The sequence below is a fragment of the Methylicorpusculum oleiharenae genome (genome assembly GCF_009828925.2).
In the GTDB taxonomy this organism is placed as follows: Bacteria; Pseudomonadota; Gammaproteobacteria; order Methylococcales; family Methylomonadaceae; genus Methylicorpusculum; species Methylicorpusculum oleiharenae.
Map to the genome: position 1 here is coordinate 2489432 of NZ_WUTY02000001.1, position 22040 is coordinate 2511471.

18 protein-coding genes are annotated in these 22040 nt (G+C 46.9%); 17 read left to right on the forward strand and 1 reads right to left on the reverse strand.

Annotation, left to right across the window (positions count from 1 at the left end; translation table 11 throughout):
- Window positions 1-254 precede the first annotated feature (254 nt).
- From GO003_RS11295 to GO003_RS11320, 6 genes are all read left to right on the forward strand, one after another.
- Window positions 255-788, forward strand: coding sequence for a gamma carbonic anhydrase family protein (locus tag GO003_RS11295; RefSeq protein WP_159655107.1), 534 nt, complete (start codon window positions 255-257; stop codon window positions 786-788).
- 365 nt (window positions 789-1153) lie between these two features.
- Window positions 1154-2437 carry a DEAD/DEAH box helicase gene (locus GO003_RS11300; RefSeq protein ID WP_159655109.1) on the forward strand — a complete coding sequence of 428 codons (1284 nt, stop codon included), beginning with the start codon at window positions 1154-1156 and terminating at the stop codon, window positions 2435-2437.
- Window positions 2438-2735: 298 nt separating this feature from the next.
- On the forward strand, window positions 2736-3482 hold the full coding sequence (locus GO003_RS11305; RefSeq protein WP_159655111.1) for a TPR end-of-group domain-containing protein: 747 nt from the start codon (window positions 2736-2738) through the stop codon (window positions 3480-3482).
- Window positions 3483-4033: 551 nt separating this feature from the next.
- Window positions 4034-7429 carry a transglutaminase family protein gene (locus GO003_RS11310; protein ID WP_159655113.1) on the forward strand — a complete coding sequence of 1132 codons (3396 nt, stop codon included), beginning with the start codon at window positions 4034-4036 and terminating at the stop codon, window positions 7427-7429.
- Between the two features lie 710 nt (window positions 7430-8139).
- Window positions 8140-10728 (forward strand): circularly permuted type 2 ATP-grasp protein, encoded by a 2589-nt coding sequence (locus GO003_RS11315; protein WP_159655115.1) that lies wholly within the window; start codon window positions 8140-8142, stop codon window positions 10726-10728.
- Complete coding sequence (locus GO003_RS11320; RefSeq protein WP_159655117.1) at window positions 10725-11657, forward strand: transglutaminase family protein; 933 nt, start codon at window positions 10725-10727, stop codon at window positions 11655-11657. The genes GO003_RS11315 and GO003_RS11320 overlap by 4 nt, the downstream gene beginning before the upstream one ends.
- A 49-nt stretch (window positions 11658-11706) precedes the next feature.
- Here the strand turns inward: GO003_RS11320 and hemF are convergent, their stop codons facing one another.
- Entirely contained in the window at window positions 11707-12618 is a 912-nt protein-coding gene (gene hemF / locus GO003_RS11325) for an oxygen-dependent coproporphyrinogen oxidase (protein WP_159655119.1), read from the reverse strand.
- Between the two features lie 132 nt (window positions 12619-12750).
- Here hemF and GO003_RS11330 point away from each other — a divergent pair, with 132 nt between their 5' ends.
- The 11 genes from GO003_RS11330 to GO003_RS26575 all read left to right on the forward strand — a co-directional run bounded on the left by GO003_RS11330 (window position 12751) and on the right by GO003_RS26575 (window position 21816).
- Window positions 12751-12951: a helicase-related protein gene (locus GO003_RS11330; protein ID WP_164505713.1), complete on the forward strand. Its 201-nt coding sequence runs from the start codon at window positions 12751-12753 to the stop codon at window positions 12949-12951.
- Window positions 12935-13234, forward strand: a complete 300-nt coding sequence (locus GO003_RS11335; protein WP_164505711.1) for a hypothetical protein — start codon at window positions 12935-12937, stop codon at window positions 13232-13234. The genes GO003_RS11330 and GO003_RS11335 overlap by 17 nt, the downstream gene beginning before the upstream one ends.
- A 123-nt stretch (window positions 13235-13357) precedes the next feature.
- On the forward strand, window positions 13358-13636 hold the full coding sequence (locus GO003_RS11340) for a hypothetical protein (protein WP_159655121.1): 279 nt from the start codon (window positions 13358-13360) through the stop codon (window positions 13634-13636).
- A gap of 25 nt (window positions 13637-13661) precedes the next feature.
- Window positions 13662-13820 carry a hypothetical protein gene (locus GO003_RS11345; RefSeq protein WP_159655123.1) on the forward strand — a complete coding sequence of 53 codons (159 nt, stop codon included), beginning with the start codon at window positions 13662-13664 and terminating at the stop codon, window positions 13818-13820.
- A 381-nt stretch (window positions 13821-14201) separates the two neighbouring features.
- Window positions 14202-15341 carry an XRE family transcriptional regulator gene (locus GO003_RS11350; protein WP_231088949.1) on the forward strand — a complete coding sequence of 380 codons (1140 nt, stop codon included), beginning with the start codon at window positions 14202-14204 and terminating at the stop codon, window positions 15339-15341.
- Window positions 15338-15751 (forward strand): PIN domain-containing protein, encoded by a 414-nt coding sequence (locus tag GO003_RS11355; protein WP_159655127.1) that lies wholly within the window; start codon window positions 15338-15340, stop codon window positions 15749-15751. Before GO003_RS11350 ends, GO003_RS11355 begins: the two co-directional genes overlap by 4 nt.
- Window positions 15751-17469, forward strand: coding sequence for a site-specific DNA-methyltransferase (locus tag GO003_RS11360; RefSeq protein WP_159655129.1), 1719 nt, complete (start codon window positions 15751-15753; stop codon window positions 17467-17469). The genes GO003_RS11355 and GO003_RS11360 overlap by 1 nt, the downstream gene beginning before the upstream one ends.
- A complete protein-coding gene (locus GO003_RS11365; RefSeq protein ID WP_159655131.1) occupies window positions 17462-17878 on the forward strand; it encodes an endonuclease domain-containing protein in 417 nt (138 codons plus the stop codon). The genes GO003_RS11360 and GO003_RS11365 overlap by 8 nt, the downstream gene beginning before the upstream one ends.
- Window positions 17868-19121 carry an ATP-binding protein gene (locus GO003_RS11370; protein ID WP_159655133.1) on the forward strand — a complete coding sequence of 418 codons (1254 nt, stop codon included), beginning with the start codon at window positions 17868-17870 and terminating at the stop codon, window positions 19119-19121. The genes GO003_RS11365 and GO003_RS11370 overlap by 11 nt, the downstream gene beginning before the upstream one ends.
- Window positions 19114-21285 (forward strand): DEAD/DEAH box helicase, encoded by a 2172-nt coding sequence (locus GO003_RS11375; protein WP_407942098.1) that lies wholly within the window; start codon window positions 19114-19116, stop codon window positions 21283-21285. Before GO003_RS11370 ends, GO003_RS11375 begins: the two co-directional genes overlap by 8 nt.
- Window positions 21286-21816 carry a hypothetical protein gene (locus GO003_RS26575; RefSeq protein ID WP_407942099.1) on the forward strand — a complete coding sequence of 177 codons (531 nt, stop codon included), beginning with the start codon at window positions 21286-21288 and terminating at the stop codon, window positions 21814-21816.
- Window positions 21817-22040: the final 224 nt, after the last annotated feature.

Below are 22040 nucleotides of genomic sequence, written 5' to 3' on the forward strand. Positions count from 1 at the left end.
GAAATGACTACTGTCAGCACTAAAGCCGGAAATTATAGCTCATCTGACTTATTAGGCATTCGATTTCGTATCTTGAGCCCAGTATATACAATCGCCGGGAATTAAACAGTGATAAACTTAACCGCATCTTAAGTCTCGAGATTGATAAAAAATACCTGTGTATAGTAACCGTAGGACGTAAAATCTACGAGGCTTTGATACTCTATTGTTTGAGCATGTGAATAGTGTTAATTCTGAACAAACAGAGGCAAACTATGGCAATTCGTAATTTTAATGGGAAACAGCCCAAGCTTGGGGCGTCCGTCTATATTGACGAGTCTGCGGTAGTCATAGGGGATGTGACACTGGAGGACGATGTCTCGGTATGGCCTGCCTCGGTAATCAGAGGTGATGTAGAATCAATTTTCATCGGGGCGGGAACCAATGTCCAGGACGGTTCTGTTTTGCACGTCTCCCATGCCGGGCCTTATAACCCCCAAGGCTATCCGCTTGTGATAGGAAAAGGGGTGACAATAGGTCATCGAGCTGTTGTGCATGCCTGTCAGATTGGCAGTTATTGTTTGATTGGTATTGGGGCGATTATCATGGACGGTGCCGTTTTGCAAGATTATGTCATGTTGGGTGCCGGAGCTTTGGTGCCGCCCGGTAAAAAACTGGACAGCGGCTATCTCTATGTTGGATCGCCGGCTAAAGCTGTCAGACTATTAACTGACAAGGAGAAGGCTTTTCTCGAATATTCCTATCTACATTATATAACCTTAAAAAATGAGCATGGGGCCCAAAAATAGTGCATTAAAGACGGCTCTGGTTTTGCTGTAAAAGCCTTAAAGAATACAATGTAGGTTGCGGTTGGCGATAGCCAACCCAACATTCAAGACCAAGGCGTTCTTTGTTGGGTTGCGAAAAGCATGCAATTCATCCTACGCTGAATAGTCAGGATGCTCTAAAATTTTAGCTGAACAAGTTAAGATTCATTTTTGTGGATTTTATTTTTTGCACTGAACTAAAACCCGGTCAACCCGAGACCAAAAGTTATAAAGCTTATTGTTGTTGCAAGTTGTTATCCCGGATTAGCCAACAGGCTTGTCATGATGTTTAGCATAATGACAACGTCCACTTTCAACTCTGATCCGTCAATTGGATACCAAAATTAATGAATTCTGATTCAACTACTTCTTTCAAATCACTAGGGCTTGCTGATGAACTTGTCCAGGCTGTAACTGAGCAGGGCTATCTAGTTCCTACGCCCATTCAATTTAAAGCCATTCCGCTGATTCTCAAGGGCTGCGATGTCATGGCAAAAGCACAAACCGGGACCGGGAAAACGGCCGCATTTTCTTTGCCGATGCTGCAACATTTATCCAAAACGGCCTATAACAAGCCGCGTCCGGTCAGGGCTTTGATATTGACGCCCACACGAGAATTGGCTGCACAGGTGCATGAAAATGTCACCAATTACGGCAAGCATGTCAATTTGTTTGCCGAACTGATATACGGCGGTGTGAGCATGAACAGCCAGACCCAAAGGTTGCGAAGAGGCTGTGATATTGTAGTCGCGACACCGGGTCGTCTGCTGGATCATATCCGGCAAGGTCATGTTACTTTTGATGCGTTGTCCATTTTGGTTCTGGACGAAGCGGATCGGATGCTGGATATGGGGTTTAGTCAGGAGATCAACGCGATATTGGCCATGCTGCCATCGGATAAACAAAGCCTGCTGTTTTCGGCGACCTTATCCGGCGAAATCAAGCATTTGGCGTCACAGTGGTTGAAAAAACCGGTTGATATAGAAATTGCTGCATCCAGTGTGGCTGCCGATACCGTCATACAATCTCTTTACCCGATAAAAAGAGAGTACAAGCGGGAATTGCTATCCTATTTGATTGGCCACGGTCAGTGGCGGGGCGTTCTGGTATTTGTAAGAACAAAACACGGTGCCGATCGTCTGGGTTTGCAATTGCTCAAGGACGGCATCAAATGCGCCGTTTTGCACGGTGATAAAACGCAGGGCGCAAGAAGTAGAGCGCTCGATGCTTTTAAATTGGGTAAGGTCCAGGTCTTGGTGGCTACCGACATTGCAGCCAGGGGATTGGATATTGATCAGCTGCCCTATGTGGTAAATTTTGATTTGCCTTCAGTGGCTGAAGATTACATACACCGTATCGGCCGTACCGGAAGAGCAGGGCTACCCGGTCATTCGGTGTCGCTGGTTTGCCCTGAAGAAGCGATGGCACTAAAGGCTATTGAAAAATTGTTGAAAAAGCCGATTCCAAGAGTGCTGGATACCGGTTACGAGGCGGTCAATTTAGAGGCCAAAAAAGAGGTGCCCGCTTCACGGCCTGTAAAAAAGCCGATTTCAAAACCGGCTTCATTCAAAAAGCCCGCCAAACTTCAACGCAAGCCGGAGAAAAAACGCTTTATTGCCGGCAAGCGATAAGATACTTCGCGCGGTCACATTTTCGGTTTTCTAGTGCGCTCTTTTGTTCGATAGCGGCGTTACCTCCATGGATGTAGGTAAGGGGAGTGAGCAGGAACGGAAGCTTTGCGAAAACAGTTACATAGCTTGCTATGCGCTTGTTTCCGCACTTTGCTCTCGAACAAAATAGCCTTGCCATAAAAGCCGCAAACTTGATCGCGCGAAGTATAGGTCAAGATTTCTTTAGCATTGACCGCCTGTATGAGGATGATATGCTGTTCGTTCTAATAATAATTAACTCAATCACTCAGGAGCAAAGATGTCTTTTTTAGGCTCGTTCTTTAAAAAATCAAAACTTGACGCTGCAATCAAGCAGGTCAGGCAAGCAAGAAAAAATGAAGGTGCTAAAGCCGACCAGTTATACAGCACGGCTTATAAAGGCTTTGCTGAAGTTCTGGCAAAAGATTTATTGTTCAGTGAAACGCTCTATAACTGGGGGTTTGCTTTACTTCATCAAGGCAAAACCAAATCGGGCGATGAAGCGATAAGCATTTTTGAAGATGCGCTTTCCAAGTTTAACTTTTGTTTAACCGTTGATCCGGATTTTCTCGGTGCCGCAATTGACGGCGGTTTTACCTACATGGAACTGGCCCGTACTAAAGGTGTGCCCCCTTCGGATAAGCTCTATGAACTGGCCAAGAAAAGTTTTTTAAATGCCAACAGAATCCAGAAAGGTACTGCGTCGTATAATCTGGCATGTATCTATGCGCTAAGAAATGAAAATGAAGAATGCCTGAAGGCTCTGGATGATTCTGATGAGCATGGCAGCCTGCCCAGTATTGAAGACATTTTGAATGATCCGGATCTTAATAATATTAAGTCACATCAGTGGTTTACAGATCTTATCGAGGGTTTGAAAGTCAAGGAAGCCGAGGCAGCCGAAGATGCAGTTTATAAAACAGAAGCCGCATTAAATGAAGAGAAGGCCGGTGAGGAAGAGCCGCAAGTATCCGCATCAGTCGAACCACCCAAGGCGTCTGCGGATTCAAAAGAAAAAGCCGAATAAAACGGATTTTACGTTCAGATATTGCCACATTTAATGCCGCTGAAGACCGGGATGTTTTTTCGGCGGTAAACACATTTGCCGCGTTTTGAGCCGGATTTGTGCTTCTGCTCACGAGAGCTTTTACCCGGAACCCTCATTATAAATTGATGACTTCCCGTTTGATTTAAGTCATCACGGTGAAAACCTCCCTCTCACAATCTGTAAAAATTGCTAAAGCTCAGGAAATATTGATTGGGGTCTCTTGCTTTGATCGCAGTTGATTCTGATCCAATCTCATTTGTTAAGGTTATTCTGGAATTCGGTTTATTTGGGCTCGAAAATTGCTAAATTAATTATGTGTAATTTGTGACTGATGAAGCGAGCATAAAATACGCTTTAAAACGGGGCAATCAGTATCCATTGGATTGGTTTTTAAAAAAGCGACGGCCTTTGGTGCACCATAATGAAGCGCGCGCACCAAAGAAGAGTTATTTTTGGGTCGTGCCCGGTTTTGCCTTGTTTGTCAGTCATCAGTAGATCGTTCATCTCACGTGCCAAAATAGGAAAAGTATATGACCATTCGGGTGGCTATTAACCACAAGACTAGCTATCAATTCGATCGCGCCGTTTCTCTATCACCTCATGTCTTTAGACTAAGACCGGCTGTTCATTGCAGAACACCGATTAAAGGTTATGCGCTTCGAATTGAACCTAAAGAGCATTTTATCAATTGGCAACAAGACCCATTTGGTAACATTTTGGCGCGTGTTGTATTTCCGGAAAAATGCCAAAGGCTCAGCGTCGAAGTGGAAGTGATTGCGGATTTAACGGTGATCAATCCCTTTGATTTCTTCGTTGAAGAATATGCCGTCGACTATCCCTTTAAATACGATGCCCAATTGTTTAAAGAACTGGAGCCTAATCTTGTAATTACTGAAGATGGTCCATTACTAACGAAATGGCTTAAAAACTTTAAAAAGGATAAACGATCGATTAATGACTTTTTAGTCGATGTTAACCGCCAGGTATTTCAGGATATCGGTTACAACATACGCATGGAAGTCGGCATTCAATCCTGTGAGGAAACGCTGACCAAACGCAGCGGTTCCTGCCGTGATTCCGCCTGGCTGTTAGTCCAGATCCTGCGCCATTTGGGGCTTGCTGCCCGTTTTGTGTCGGGTTATCTGGTGCAATTGACGGCCGATGTCAAATCGCTGGACGGCCCGTCCGGCCCTGAACATGACTTTACCGATTTACATGCCTGGACGGAAGTCTATATTCCTGGCGCTGGTTGGATTGGTCTGGACCCTACTTCGGGACTGTTGGCGGGAGAAGGTCATATTCCGCTGGCTTGTACGCCAGATCCTGCCAGTGCGGCACCGGTTTCGGGCGCCACGGATAAATGTGAAGTGTCTTTCGAATTTGATAATTCGGTTACCCGCTTGCATGAAGATCCCAGGGTTACCAAGCCTTATACCGACGAGCAGTGGTATTACATCGATGCGTTGGGTCAGCAGGTCGACCGGCAGCTACTAGAGGACGATGTCAGATTGACCATGGGCGGTGAGCCCACTTTTGTATCTGTCGATGATATGGAAGGCGCCGAATGGAATACCCTGGCTGATGGCGATCACAAACGGGAAAGAGCCCATGCCCTGACGCTTCGTTTGCGTGATACCTTTGCTGCCGGTGCGATGCTGCATTACGGCCAGGGTAAATGGTATCCCGGTGAGCCTTTGCCGCGCTGGCAATACGGGTGTTTTTGGCGAAAAGACGGCTTTCCAGTCTGGCGCAATCCCGATTTACTCGCCGACATCACCAAAGAACATACATTTACCGTCAAAGATGCTTATGCATTCATGCGTCAACTGACTCAGCGTCTGGGTATAAAGACGCGATACATTGTGACGGCGTTTGAAGATGCTTTCTATTATGTCTGGCAGGAAGGCAATATTCCGGAAAACCTGGATCCTTTTAAAGTCAATTTGAAAGATTCTCTGGATCGCCGGACGCTGGCATCTGTTCTTGAAAATGATTTAAGCGAGCCGGTTGGTTTTTCTCTGCCGATACAGTGGGACTGGTCAGGTCAGCGCTGGCAAAGCGGACCCTGGAATTTCCGTCGCGGAGCTATGTTTTTGATTCCCGGAAACTCTCCGATGGGAATGCGGCAGCCTCTGGACAGTTTGCCCTGGGTGGCCCCCGATAAGCGCGACAGCGGCGAGCCGCAAAGCTTGTTCCAGGATTTGCCGGAACTGGGCGATTACTATGGTGAGGTGACTCGCCGGTACAGTCATCTTGAAAAGCGTGCCAAAGACCATCCTGAAATAGTTGAGCAAGCAGCAGGGGACGAAGAAACTGTTCAAGTAGGCGTGCCGCATACGTCCATTTGCGTAGAAGTCAGAAATGGCATGATGCATGTCTTTCTCCCGCCGATGACCTTATTGGAACATTACCTGGAGTTAGTGGCTGGCGTTGAAGCAACGGCTGAATCGCTAAAGATTCCTGTCGTGCTCGAAGGTTACGAGCCACCCCGTGATTACCGCATAGAGCGGTTGATGATAACGCCGGATCCGGGGGTGATTGAGGTCAACATTCATCCTTCCAAAACCTGGCAGGAACTGGTTGATAAAACGACCGTGCTTTACGAGCAAGCCCACCTGGTTCGCCTGGGCACTGAAAAATTCATGCTGGATGGCAGGCATACCGGAACCGGAGGCGGCAATCATATTACGATGGGCGCAGAATCACCCATTGATAGCCCCTTGTTGAGGCGGCCTGATTTGCTGCGAAGCCTGATTACCTATTGGCAGCATCATCCCGGTTTGTCCTATCTGTTTTCAGGTATGTTTATCGGTCCCACCAGCCAGGCGCCGCGGGTCGATGAAGGACGCGACGAGAAGCTGTACGAGCTGGAAATTGCCTTTCAACAAATGCCGGAAGGGGAATCGCCTGCACCTTGGCTGGTTGACCGTTTGTTACGTCATTTGTTGACCGATATTACCGGCAATACTCATCGCTCCGAGTTTTGTATCGACAAGCTTTATTCACCGGACAGTTCAACCGGTCGCTTGGGTATTTTAGAATTGCGCGCTTTTGAAATGCCGCCGCATGCCCGTATGTCGTTGGTGCAGATGGTGCTGTTACGGTCATTGATTGCCTGGTTCTGGCGTGAGCCTTACAAGCATGAACTCGTGCGCTGGGGGACTGAATTGCATGACCGGTTCATGCTGCCTCATTACGTCAAGGAGGATATGAAGCATGTAGTCAAGGATTTGCAAAGGGCAGGCTATCCGTTTGAATTGGAATGGCTGGACCCGTTTTTCGAATTCCGTTTTCCACGCTACGGTAATACCATGATCGATGATATGGATCTGGAATTGCGTTTTGCGATTGAGCCTTGGCATGTTTTGGGTGAAGAAGTCAGCCGGGCAGGCACTGCGCGTTATGTCGATTCGTCAGTGGAACGCCTGCAGGTTAAGGTGACCGGCTTTACCGAAGGGCGTTATGTTTTATCCTGTAACGGCAGACGGTTGCAGTTGCGTAATACCGGGCGTAAAGGCGAATATGTGGCCGGTGTGCGTTATCGGGCATGGCAGCCGCCCTCTGCACTGCATCCTACGATCAGTCCACATACGCCGTTGGTGTTTGACGTAATTGATACCTGGAACGGGCATGCGATTGGAGGCTGCACCTATTTTGTCGCTCATCCTGGAGGACGCAGTTACGATGCCTTCCCGGTTAACGCGTATGAGGCGGAGGCTCGCCGGATTACGCGGTTCTGGGATTATGGGCATACTCCGGGAACGATAATCCGGCCGCCTATGGCAACATCACCTGTTGCGCCTTCCGATAAGCCGATGGAGGGTCGATTCGTTGTTGCCGGTGCCGAGCCTAGACCTATGGCGCCGCCGCAAGAAGAGCCGAATAAAGATTTTCCTTACACCTTGGACTTAAGGTACCGGAACTGAAAATAAAATGCTGTACTGGTAAACATCAAATAAACACTGCAGATGTGACTGACTCACATCTGCAGTGTTGACGGCTGGAAAAAATTGAAGTTATGGAAGATTACAAAGCTATACCTTTCGCACTTCAAATTTCGGCAGTGCCAAAGGAGGCAACGGGTTGTTCGGCATAGAGCCTGCATGGATGTATTTACCGGGTCCTTTGACGGGCACCCCGGTGCCGAATTTCGATCTACGATGGGGTAATAATCCTGATGTTGTTTTTTGGTAACTGCTCACCCTTTTCCCGTTTTATTGGGTGTAGGTACTTGATTTCAAAGGGCGTATTAATACGTCCCTGTTGCAGAAAGCTTTTCAATCAATCACCTACACCCGCTATTCCAAGCGGGCGAGTAGTTACGTTTTTTGTTGATTAAAACGCAGGTGGGTATGGATTTTTCAACATCTACCTGGACAATGGCTTTTTTAGGATAATCTGATCTTTTCTTGGAAAAGGCTTGTGGTCCACTAAAAACTTGCAAAGTACGATAATAATCAATGAGATATCCGGTTTCAGCTGTTAGCCAGAAGGTTGATGGCTGCACAGGGGCTACAGACTGATTATTGAGGGTTTTCTTACTTTTCGTGGGCTGACTGCCGTTTTTAGGTTAAGGCATACGGATTAAATTCAGGACAATGAAACCAGGGTTTCTTTCTCATAATGTATTAATTCAATGGATTCGGAACAGATCAGCTCAAGCAATGCCAATCAAGTGAACTGTGATCTGGGGACGCAACACTATGCGACACAGCTCGGCAGCTATGATGAAATGTATGCTTCCCGGGGTAAAGTTCAGCCCTATTGGGAAAACTTCATGGCCTCCCTCGAAAAAATGGGCGGCGAGGAATTGGCTCGGCGTCGACAGGAAGCGCAAAGAATCCTTAGGGATAATGGCGTCACTTACAATGTTTATGCCGACTCAAAAACCCAGGCACGACCATGGCAGCTGGATCCCGTGCCGCTTCTCATCAGCAGCGAGGAATGGGATAAAATTGCCGCCGGTTTGGTTCAGCGGGCAGAACTGTTCAACCTGATATTGCAGGATGTGTATGGTGAACAGAATTTACTGAAAAAACGTTTGGTACCGATCGAGCTGATTTATGGTCATGAGGGGTTTTTACGCCCCTGTGTTGGCTCATTAAACGCCAGTCAGCAAAAGCTGTTTATTTACTCCGCCGATCTTGCAAGAGGACCTGATGGGCGGATGTGGGCGTTGGGTAACCGTACTCAGGCGCCTTCCGGTGCCGGTTATGCCCTGGAGAACCGGATAGTGATGACCCGGGTTTTGCCTGATCTGTTTCGCGATGCCCATGTTCATCGCTTATCCGGGTTTTTTCGTTCATTGCGCAGTGGACTGGCTAATCTGGCGGCACATAACAAAGATTTCCCCCGCATTGTTGTACTAACTCCCGGATCCCTTAACGAAACTTATTTTGAGCATGCTTATCTTTCGTCGCATCTGGGCTACACGCTGGTTCAGGGTGACGATCTTACGGTCAGGGATGGGCGGGTATGGTTAAAGTCGCTTCAGGGACTGCATCAGGTCGATGTGATTCTTAGGCGTGTGGATGATTCATTTTGTGATCCCTTGGAGCTACGCTCAAGCTCGCGGCTGGGTGTGGCGGGAATTCTGGAAGCGGTCAGACGGGGAAACGTCACGATTGCCAATCCATTGGGAAGCAGTGTCCTGGAAAATAACGGCTTGCTGGCCTTCTTGCCGCGTCTGGCACGCTACTTCTTAAATCAGGAATTACTGCTGCCCTCTGTGGCGACCTGGTGGTGCGGGCAAAAACGAGAATGTGATTTTGTCCTGCAAAATCTCGACAGAATGGTGATCAAGGCCGTTAACCGCAGTGCCATGAAAAGGACGGTATTCGGTTCTCAATTAAGCCGGCAGGAAAAGGAAAATCTTCGTGCGATGATTTTGGCTAAACCTCACCTGTTTGTGGGTCAGGAAAAAGTGGGCTTTTCAACCGTACCGGCATTTGTCGACGGGCATATAGAGCCTCGCAATGCGATTTTAAGAAATTTTGTTATTGCGGGTGATAACGGCTATGAAGCCATGCCGGGCGGTCTGACCCGGATTGCCAAGGAACGCGACACGTTTATCGTATCCAACCAGGAAGGGGGATTGAGTAAAGATACCTGGGTATTGGCGGATAAGCCCGAGCATGAAGTCAGTTTATGGCTGAAGCCGCGCCGTAATCAGTTGGTCGAGCCGGTATTCGAGCCTTTGCCCAGTCGGGCGGCCGATAATCTTTATTGGGTAGGCCGAAATCTGGAACGCTCTGAATCAGCGGCCCGGTTGATGCGCACCGTATTGCAAAATATACTGGAAAATCTGGATACCACCGACGTAAACATCAAATGCCGTCATGTTCTGCTTAAAGCGCTGACTCAGGTTACCGTGACCTATCCGGGTTTTATCCGAGGTGATGAAAGCTTATTGAATAAACCTGAAGCTGAATTACTGTCTTTGGCGCGCGATCAAAACCGGATAGGCGCGTTGCCGTATTCGCTGAATGCGTTTCGCCACTCAGCGTTTAATATTCGGGATCTCTGGTCCCTGGATACTTGGCGATGTGTCGATGATATTCAACAGCGCTGGCAGCTTCATGTCATTGCTCAGCCCTTATCTATCGAGACTTTACTGGATCATCTTAATGAATTAATAACCGGGATTGTCGCCTTCACGGGGTTGACCAGCGAAAGTATGGCGCGCGAATCGGGTTGGTTAATGCTGGATAGCGGGCGAAGACTGGAAAGGGCGTTGATGCTGATTGCCTTGCTTCGTTCCACTGTGGTGTTGCGTCATGAGGAAGCCGTGCAAAACCGGCTGTTGGAAGCGGTGCTCATTTCAACCGACAGCCTCAGTGTTTATCAGCGGCGCTACCGGTCATTTATCAAGTTGCCCATGGTGCTGGAGCTGTTATTAATGGATGAAACACATCCCCGATCACTGGCTTACCAGCTTCAGCAGTTGTGCTCAAATATTACCGCCATGCCTTCTGAGCGGCATACAGGAAAATTAAGCCCTCAAGAGCGCGATATTTTTAAGGCCTATACGGATATACGCTTGGTCAATCTGGTTGAGTTGACTAAAGTCAAACAGAATGAAGGTGTTTACAGTCAGCTGGACTCATTGTTAGTCAGTGTCACTGAACGATTATGGCGAGCATCCGACATGATAGCGCAGGCTTATTTCAGTCATGCTCAGGATATCCATCAGTTGACGCCGACCCAATCCGAGGAGGAGCTTTGAGGTTCAATATCACGCACACGACAACCTATCACTATAGTCAGCCGGTAGGCTTGTGTCAGAACGAAGCCCGCCTTCAACCCCGGGAATTTTGGCGGCAGCAATGTGTTTCCAGCCGGTTTGAGTTAAGTCCTGAGCCCAGTGACTTTAAAGAACGTATCGACTTTTTCGGTAACCGTGTCGCTTACTTTGCAATCCAGCAGTCTCATGCCAAATTAACTGTGACGGCATTGAGTGATGTGATTATCCACTCCGGACTTCAGCAGCAAAATCCCATCAGTTCAATTACGTGGGAAGAGGCGAGGTCTATATTGCAGTCGCCGTTCATTCAGGCTCAGTCGCAGGTAAGGACTTTAGCGCAAGCCAATTGGACTGAGGATGATTTTGAGCTGATGGACGCCAGGCAATATTTGCTGGATTCGCCTATGGTCGTCAGCAGTGGTGATCTGGCCGGATATGCGGGAGCTTCATTTTCACCCGACAGACCGCTGATCGATGCGGTCGCCGATTTAATGCGCCGTATATACAACGATTTTACTTACGATCCTGCGTTTACGACGATTGCAACACCGTTATCCGACGTTTTATTGCACCGGCGGGGTGTGTGTCAGGATTTTGCTCATTTGGCGATCGGTTGTCTGCGCTCATACGGACTTGCGGCTCGCTATGTAAGTGGCTACATTGAATCGACACCGATGCCGGGCGTGCAAAGGCTGGTAGGGGCTGATGCGTCACATGCCTGGTTTGCGGTGTATATTCCCGGTACCGGGTGGTGCGAGTTTGATCCAACCAATAACAAGATGCCGACAGACCAGCATATTACTCTAGCCTGGGGCCGCGATTACAGTGATGTGACGCCTTTAAAAGGCGTTGCATACGGCGGCGGTCAGCATACTTTATTGGTTTCGGTCGATGTCATGCGTGTGAGTTGAAAAGGACTGCTAACCCTTTTCAATCGGCAGTCCAGAGCACGATAAAAATCTAATCCAGCCATGCCTGCGGCTTAAGATAGCGGTCGTAAAGGAGTGACTCGGGACTTCCTGGTTCAGGGTGCCAGTTGTACTTCCAATGCGCGACAGGCGGCATCGACATGAGTATGGATTCCGTTCTTCCGCCAGACTGCAGGCCAAACAGCGTACCTCGGTCATAAACCAGATTAAACTCCACATAACGTCCGCGCCTGTAGAGTTGAAATTCGCGTTCCCGTTCACCGTATGCCGTATTTTTGCGTTTTTCGACAATCGGCAGATAGGCGTCTATGTAATGATCGCCCACACTCTGCATGAATGCAAAACTGCGCTCAAAGCCGCATTCATTCAAATCATCGAAGAATAGACCCCCTACGCCACGGGTTTCGTTTCTGTGTTTTAAATAGAAATAGTTGTCACACCACGTTTTATAGTTTTGGTAAACGTCCGCGCCAAAAGGGTCGCATGCCGCTTTTGCGGTTCGGTGCCAGTGAATGACATCCTCTTCGACCGGATAAAAAGGGGTCAGGTCAAAGCCACCACCGAACCACCAGATAGGATCTTCACCGGCTTTTTCGGCAACAAAAAATCTGACGTTTGCGTGGGACGTTGGAACGAATGGGTTGAGCGGATGAATGACCAACGAAACGCCCATGGCCTGAAATTTCCGGTTCGCCAATTCCGGTCGGGCTGCCGTGGCAGAAGGAGGTAAATGTGCGCCGTAAACATGGGAAAAGTTGACGCCGCCTTGTTCGATTACCTTTCCTCCGGTCAGCACACGCGTTCTGCCGCCCCCGCCTTCCGGCCGGATCCAGTTATCTTCGATAAAACCTGGGCCGGTTTCTTGAGTTTCCAAAGCACTGCAGATCCGATCTTGCAGGTTTAGAAGATACGTCTTTATCTGTTCTATATCGATGGTATTCATGAATGGTTAGGGGCTGTTTAGTTCACTGTATTTAAAAACCTAAATCGTCGTGGCTATTGTAAAACTATATGAACTTAAACTTTTAAGTTTTAATGAGGTTAATGTGGGTGTGGACCGTTTCTACAACACAGTATAGACAGAAGAAAGGCGCTGATTGACCACTTCCAACATCATGCAGAAATCATGATCGCCACGGAAGCCGGTGAGGAAGGTGTCAACCGGCAATTTGGTTCGCTACTCATCAACTACGACTTATTCAGGAATCCGCAACGTGTAGAGCAGCGTATTGGCCGTTGCCACCGTTACGGGCAAAAATTTGCTGGAAAACTTTGATGAAGATATTCACGACTTGCTTAAACTTCAACTGGATCAGGCAGAACAGCGCCTGGATAAAATCAGTCGCTGGTTTTGGGCGGTCACGCAACACCAACTAAAATCTTACGCACAGATTGACGACCAATTGAAATTACAGCGTTTTAGCATTGATGCATTGGATCGTAGCGAAGATCTTTTGTTGTTTGCTGCCGTCACCGAGACTGGGCAAGTACTGCCTGCTGAGACGGTACAAAAAAATCATGCAATGTCCGGCATCAGTTTGCATACAAAGCTTCGTTAGTTCCAATCAGCAGATTGAGCAGTCTCTGACTAGTGCGCAAAGCGACATCATTAAAATGGTCAACAAGAGCAACTTGAGCTTTTTTGAAGAAGAAGTCAGCAAACTGGAGACTGGGCGGATGATTTGAAATTTGGGCTTGAACAAAGCATTAAAGACACCGACCAGCAAATCAAGGAAGTACGACGCAACGCTAAGATAGCGCCAACGCTGGAAGAAAAACTGTCCTTTCAAAAGCAACAACACGAGCTAGAGCGTACACGCAATAAACAGCGCAAAGAGTTATTTGACCGGCAAGATGAAATAGATGAACGGCGGGAAACGCTGATTGGTCAATTAGAAAGCAAGCTCAACCAAAATATGGCGATTGAAGATTTGTTTATCCTTTCTTGGCAAATTAAGTAAAAATCCTATTTACCAGAGGTCATTAATGGCTAATAAATACACTTTATTTTACCCTGACTGGGTATCACCGCCGGGAGCGAAAATTTTTGATTTACTTGAAGAACGCGAGTATTCCAAAACCGAACTGGCACAATGGCTCGGTTTTTCGCCCAATTACCTTAAACAGTTAATATACCCATCGTAGATCGAAATTCGGCATCGGGGTGCCCGTCAAAGTACGCCGTAAATACACCCATGCTGGCAAAGCCTTTGCCGAACACCCCGTTGCCTCCTTAGGCACTGCCGAAATTTGAAGCGCGAAAGGTATAACAGTAAAGCTGATTTAACCGAAGAAACAGCATTGAAATTGGCGTGTGTGTTAGGATCGACAGCTGTCTTTTGGCTTAAATACCGGAAAAATTTGGAGCAGTTCGAAGCCAATGATTAGCATCTGTCTGAATAGCTATGCCTTCGTGTGTTGTTCGGAAGAATGTTACTGAATTGATAAAAAATTATTTGTGTTAGAAAGACCATAAAAATAGAGGCTTATATGAAACGGGAACCAATTGATGGCATACAGCCTGAAATGTTTCGTTGGGCAAGGCAAACGCTTGGCTTGTCGATCGACGATGTTGCTCGAAAACTTAAACGTCCGTCAGAAGAAGTTGAAGCATGGGAATTGGGAAAAGATACTCCAAGCTATGCACAATTGGAAAAATTGGCTTATCAGGTCTACAAACGTCCTTTGGCAGTCTTTTTCTTGCCGAAACCACCAGACGAAATTACCCCGGATAGAGAATTCAGAACCCTTCCTGAATTTGATTTAGAAAACTTATCCCCTGAAACCTATATTCAAATCCGTCGGGCGCACGCTTACCAAATTGCTTTGGATGAGCTTTTCAACGGGAGAAATCCTGTTGAAAAGCCTATTTGGGAAAGCATTAGTCTTGTTCCAAATAAGCCTATTAATGAGCAGGCCATCAATATTCGTGAATTCCTTGGGATACGCATGGATCAGCAAATGTCCTGGTCAAGCGATGACGTTGCGTTAAAGCAGTGGCGGCAAGCAATTGAAGAGGCGGGGGTATTTGTCTTTAAAAACAGCTTCAAGCAAAAGGATATTTCCGGTTTTTGCCTAAGGGACAAAAACCTGCCGATTATCTACGTCAACAACGGCACAACGAAAACACGCCAAATATTCAGCTTGCTGCACGAATTGGCGCACTTGCTGATGAACATCAATGGTCTTAGTAAATTCGATAGCCGTTATATCGAAAGATTAACCAGCGAAGAAAAAACAATTGAGCAATTTTGTAATACCATTGCTGCCGAAATCTTGATTCCATCTGACGACTTTACGCAGCAAACTATTAATTTTCCCCAGAATGTTGATTCCGTATCTGATGAGCGATTCTCTGAAATCGCAAACCGATACAGTGTAAGCAGAGAAGCTATTTTGCGGCGGTTTCTGGATCAAGGGCGCGCAAGTAAAAATTTTTACGAAGAAAAAGCAAAATTCTGGGCTAATCAAAAGAAAACCGGTAGCGGTGGTGATTGGTATGCATCTCAAAATGTGTATCTAAGCCATCGTTTTTCTACTGAGGTTTTTACCCAGTACTATCGCAGCCAAATCAGTATGGAGCAGGCCTCAGACTTACTTGTAATAAAAGCTAAAAATTTTGCAGGCCTTGAGCAAAAAGTATTACAGGGAGTTGGTAACGCATGATTTATGTCTTTGATACGAGTTCCCTAAGCAAGTTGAAACACTTTTATCCCGGCGTATTTAAATCAGTATGGAATGAAATGGAACGAGGTAATCCAGACCAATACAACAATGTATGGCTAAAAGAACGAAAAGAAATTTTTACTATCCCCAGTGCGGCAGAATTAAGGTTTGTTGCTGAAATTTTTAAAATCACCCACTTTCAAGCGCTTATAGGCGAACAACGACGGCTAAAAGGAACGCCGGTGGCCGATCCTTTTGTGATCGCTTGCGCCAAAATCAATCAGGGAACGGTTGTGACCGAAGAGCTGTTTAAACCAAATGCCACCAAAATACCGAACGTTTGCCAGTATTTCCAAATACCTTGCATTGATCCGGAAAAGTTTATGCAACAACAGGATTGGAGTTTCTAATGGCGGGAAAGCAGAAACTGCAACTCACCTGGATAGGCAAGGATAAAAGGCCGAAGCTGGAGCCGCGCATATTATTGGAAGACCCCAGTTTGTCGTATCACGCTAAGCATCGCGTCAATGATAACGATCAGTTTGATAACAAGCTGATCTTTGGCGACAACCTGCTGGCCTTAAAAGCCTTGGAACAGGACTTTCGAGGTAAGGTGAAATGTGTGTTTATCGACCCGCCTTATAATACCGGCAGCGCCTTTACCCATTATGACGATGGCTTAGAGCATTCCCTTTGGTTGTCGTTGATGCGAGATCGTTTGGAGATTATTCGTGAGTTATTAGCGGATGATGGCTCGTTGTGGATTACGATTGACGATAATGAAGCGCATTATTTGAAGGTTTTGTGTGATGAGATTTTTGGACGGGGAAATTTTGTAGCCAATGTGGTTTGGCAAAAAAAATTCTCCCCTCAAGCCAACAGTATTTGGCTTTCTGATAGCCATGACCATGTTCTCGTATATGCGAAAAATAAGGAGCTTTGGCGTCCTAACCTCTTACCTAGAACTAGCGACTCAGACTCAAGATACCTAAATCCTGACAATGACCTTCGCGGAGTATGGACTTCAGGCGATTTTACAATCAGCCTTACAGGTGGACAGCGCGGTGCTCAATTTGCCAAAACGGGTATTAGTGAAAATATATACGAAATAACTACCCCTTCTGGTAGAACCCTCCTTCCAACAAAAGGTCGTTGTTGGGCTGCATCTCCAAAGCGATTTGAAGAATTACGAGCTGATAATAGAATCTGGTTTGGAGAAACTGGAAATAATGTACCGCGAATAAAACGATTTCTTACCGAGGTTCAAGAAGGTATTGTCTGTATGACCTTATGGCTAAGAACAGAGGTTGGCGATAATCAAGATGCAAAACGCGAAGTATCAAAATTCAACGATAAAAATATATTTTCTACTCCTAAACCTGAAAAATTGATCCAACGGATTTTAGAACTTACAACAAAGCCCAACGACCTAGTCCTAGACTCCTTCGCTGGCTCAGGCACCACTGGCGCTGTCGCCCACAAAATGGGCCGACGCTGGATCATGATAGAACTCGGTGAGCATTGCCAAACCCATATCATCCCGCGTTTGCAAAAAGTCATAGACGGTGAAGATCAGGGAGGTATAAGCAAAGCCGTCAACTGGCAAGGCGGTGGTGGCTTTCGTTATTACACCTTGGCACCTTCTCTATTAGAGCAAGACAAATGGGGTAACTGGGTGGTGAATAAAAATTACAATCCGGCCATGCTGGCCGAAGCGTTATGCAAGCTGGAAGGTTTTACTTATGCGCCTTCTGATTTGCAGTGGTGGAATCATGGCTATTCGTCTCAACTGGATTTTATCTACGCCACCACACAGAATCTGTCGCATCAACAACTGGAAGAGTTGTCGCTGGAAGTCGGCGGTGATCGTTCCTTGTTAGTCTGCTGCGCAGCGTTTCGCGGTAAAGCGGATCAGTTTGCTAACCTGACCTTAAAGAAAATCCCCAAGATGGTGTTATCGCGTTGTGAATGGGCGCATGACGATTACAGTTTGAATGTGGCGAATTTGCCGATGGTCGCACCCTCTCCCCCAGCCCCTCTCCCTGAAGGAGAGGGGAGCAAAAAGCGGGCAACTCTGAAAGATGATCTGACTCTGGATTTATTTAACGAGGAGGTGTTTCATGAATGAAAACAACCCCAAAAATTCCACTCACTCTGATGAAAGTGGGGATACCCAACTGGAAATTGCTAAATACCTAAGATCCCATCAAACCGATGCTGAACAACGCCTTTGGTATCACCTCCGAGCACACCGTTTCATGGATTTGAAATTCAAACGACAGCTACCCATCGGTCGCTACATTGTGGATTTCGTTTGCCTTGAATATCGTTTAATTATCGAGGCTGATGGTGGGCAGCATGGCGATGAAGCCGACTCGCTACGCAACGCCTGGCTTAAAACTCAGGGGTTCACGATTTTGCGCTTCTGGAATCATGACATTTTGCAGCAAACAGAAGCGGTTCTGGAGCGTATGCGGGGTACACTGCTCGAACTTCAAAAGCAGGCGCAAGTCGAGGAGTCCAAGAATGACAGTTAATAACTGGTTGACCCGAATTCGCCTGGGTGAAGATTCCAGCATGGAGTTAAAGCGTCTGGTGATGCGGGGTGATCATAAAGTCGAGGGGCCGCACCCGGATAGTTTGGCGGATGAATTGGCAGCGATGGCGAATGGCAATGGCGGTTGCTTGATTTTGGGTGTTGACGACAACACTAAACAGATACTTGGGATTGAATGCGCGGCCTTAGATACGGTGGAAAAGTGGCTGGCTGAAATTGGTCAAACCCGAATTCAGCCGCCTTTGGATTTTTTCACCCGGCATATTGAGTTACCGGATGCCGGTGGACAACTTCGGCCCGTGATTGTTGTTGAGGTGCCGCGCAGTTTAATGGTGCATAAAAGTCCCAACGGTTATTTCAAGCGAATTGCCCATGCTAAACGCGAGATGACGCCGGATGTTCTGGCGCGACTCTTTCAACAACGTAGCCAATCACGCTTGATTCGTTTTGAAGAGCAAGCGGTCTTAGCCACTGATTTTTCGCTGGCGGATGCGTTGTTGGTAAGGCCGTTTTTACGCGCCAACGAAGGCGAGCCCGAGCAACAATTGCGCCGCCTGCATTTGATGGCAGACGATCAGGGCGTATCACGATTAAGCGTGGCTGGGGTGTTGTTATGCACACCTAAGCCCACGGAATGGTTTCCCGCTGCTTATATTCAGGCGGTGGCGTATAGCGGTTTGGTCAACGACCCTAACGAGCAATTGGATGCAAAAGATTTTGAAGGTCCGCTGGATCGGCAAATATGGGATGCTTTTGATTTTGTACGTTTACACATGAAGGTGCCGGCGCGTAAAGACTTGGGACGGATTGATTATCCGCAATACAGTTTGCGCGCGGTTTTCGAAGCCATCGTCAATGCTGTGGTGCATCGGGATTATTCGATTTGGAACGGACGAATTCGCTTACATCTGTTTGCAGATCGGCTGGAATTGTATTCGCCGGGCGCGCTGCCTAACTCGATGACGGTTGACACCATGCGGTTGATGTCCATGCCGCGAAATGAAGTGCTATCCAGCTTATTTTCTCGATATTACCCTTTACGTGAGTCTGGTTTAGGCCGCGAGTATTTAATGGATCGCAGAGGTTCGGGCGTTGATGTGATTCTGGCGGAAAGTGAGCGGCTGTCCGGCAAAAAACCGCTGTATGAGAATCTAGCGGATATGGAGTTGAAATTAACCCTCTACGCAGCCAATCTTCCAGACAAGGAATCAACTCATGACTAACCGAGTTGTCAATACCGTTTCCGGACGGTTAAGCCTGCGTGCACCGCAACGCGAATCATTGGAAGCGTTACAACAAGCCATTACTGCAACACCTGACATATTGCATCCTAAACGGGATACTGCGGCCATACTGGACATTCTAAAATCTGAATTTCCTAAACTTTCGGATTTTGAACGGGACTTTCCATCATTGTGCTTTGCCCTGGCAACGGGCGTGGGTAAAACGCGCTTGATGGGTGCCTTCATCAGCTATTTGCACTTGGCGCATGGCATTAGCAATTTTTTTGTTTTAGCACCCAATTTAACCATCTATAATAAGTTGATCGCGGACTTTACGCCTAATACACCCAAGTATGTGTTTAAAGGCATTGCGGAGTTTGCGGTTAATTCACCCAAAATCATCACCGGCGACGACTATGAAGTGAAAGGTCGTGCGCTGGATGTATTTTCGTCTATTTCCATCAACATTTTTAATATCTCTAAAATCAACTCAGAGGTGCGCGGCGGAAAAGCGCCACGCATCAAACGCTTATCCGAATATCTGGGCGATAGCTACTTTAACTACCTTGCTGCATTGCCTGATCTGGTGTTGTTGATGGATGAGTCGCACCGTTATCGGGCTGATGCGGGTATTCGTGCGTTAAATGAATTAAAGCCGTTATTGGGTTTGGAACTGACTGCAACGCCATTTACCGAATCCAGCAAAGGCCCCGTACCGTTTAAAAATGTCGTTGTAGATTATCCATTAGCGCGAGCGATGGACGATGGTTTTGTTAAGGAACCAGCGGTTGTCACGCAACGCAACTTTGATCCATCGCAGCATTCGGCAGCAGATATTGAACGTATCAAGCTGATGGATGGTATTCGATTACATGAAGCGACTAAGGTTGAACTGCTGACTTATGCGCACGAAAACGATTTATCGGTGGTTAAGCCGTTTATGCTGGTGATTGCCAGAGACACGACACACGCAGGGCAATTGCTGGAGTTGATGGAATCGTCGGCGTTTTTTGAGGGCCGCTATCAAGGCAAAATCATTCAGGTGGATAGCAGTAAATCAGGTGCTGCTGAAGAGGAAATGATTTCCCGGTTATTGGCGGTAGAAAGCCATGATGAACCGACTGAAATTGTTATTCACGTCAACATGCTCAAAGAAGGTTGGGACGTTACTAATCTGTATACGATAGTGCCGTTACGTGCCGCCAATGCCAGGACTTTGATTGAACAATCCATCGGTCGTGGTTTACGTTTACCGTATGGAAAGCGTACCGGTGTTGCAATGGTAGATAGATTGAATATTGTTGCGCACGACAGGTTTCAACACATTTTAGATGAAGCAAACAATCCGGAGAATCCATTGCGCTTGAAACAAGTGATACTGGATGCCCCATCCGCTGATGACAAAACCATTAGCGTGTCGGTTATTTCTAACTTGGATACCTTAGTTGGAGGTAGCACTTCAGGTGGCGTTTGCTACCCATTGCCTGATAAAGAACAACAACCGATTTTTTCTGGAATTGCTGAACAAACGGTTGCGCAATTTGTTATCGCTGAGCTAAACAAGCTACAACACGCACCGCAAACCGTTGCCACTAGCAAAGCCTTATTGAATGATGCTGTGCAACAATCCGTGATAAAAGCGGTGACGGAACAATTAGCAGTAGGGCAACAATCACTGTTTGATTTGGAACATCCGGTTGATGTCGCTGACATTGCGGCAAAGACTACTGAATTGCTGGTGCAGCATACTATAGATATTCCGCGTGTCATCGTCGTACCGAAAGGCGAAGTCAGTTACGGTTATAAAGCCTTTACGCTGGATTTAAGCGGCCTGAATTTACATCCATCAGAACGCGATATTGTCATTCAAAATTTACGAACCAACGAGCAAGTGTTCATGGTTTCGCAGATTGGCTTAACAGAAGACAAACCCGAAAACTATATTGTTCATGCGCTGATTGACTATGACGATATAAGCTACGATGACCATGCAGATTTGCTGTATGACCTGTCGGGCCAAGTAGTTCAGCATCTCAAAGATATGACGTTGTCGGATGAAGAAATCAACACTGTACTGAGCAACCATCGCCCGCTGATTGCCAAATTCATCTACACGCAAATGGCTGCGCACTTTTGGGAAAAAGCTGACTCGTATGAGGTCTAGGTGCGTAGCGGCTTTACCCCATTAAAAAGCTGCGCGTATACCATTGCAGCAGGACAAGCCGTCAATTCCTATCGCGATACTGTTACAGAGAAAGACAAGATCAAACAGATGCTGTTTGGCGGATTCAGCAAGTGTTTATATCCTGTGCAAAAGTTTGATTCCGATACCGAACGCCGCTTTGCGGTGATCTTGGAGCGTGACGCACAAAAGTGGTTTAAGCCGGCTAAAGGCCAATTCAAAATCTTCTATCGTGATGGCGGAGAACATCCCGAATATGTGCCTGACTTTGTTGCTGAAACGAACGAGTGCGTACTGATGGTAGAAACCAAGTCACAAGCGGAAATGACCGATGCAATCGTACAGGCGAAAGCAGACGCTGCTTCTAAATGGTGTCAGAATGCTGGCGAGTACTTATTGAAAAACGGCGGTAAAGCTTGGAAGTATGTGTTAATCCCGCATGATGAGGTTAAGGAGAATTTTCAGTTGGGGGATTATTTGAGAAAATTTGAGGTCGGGCAAATCGTCAATTAATTCAAGAAAGCTAATTGGCTTTGCTCCTTTGATTTATGATTTTGGTAACGTTCTGTCCTGAAGTGGGTTATGGGTACTGGGAACAACCTCAGAGAAGGCAGCTTTACCAGGGTAGGGGACAGCGGGTTTTTGCTCTGAAAGAGTGTAAAAAAATTTATCTGTTATTGTGATATTGGTCACAATATTTTATTTGGTTTATACTAGCAAAGACTGAGTTAATTATT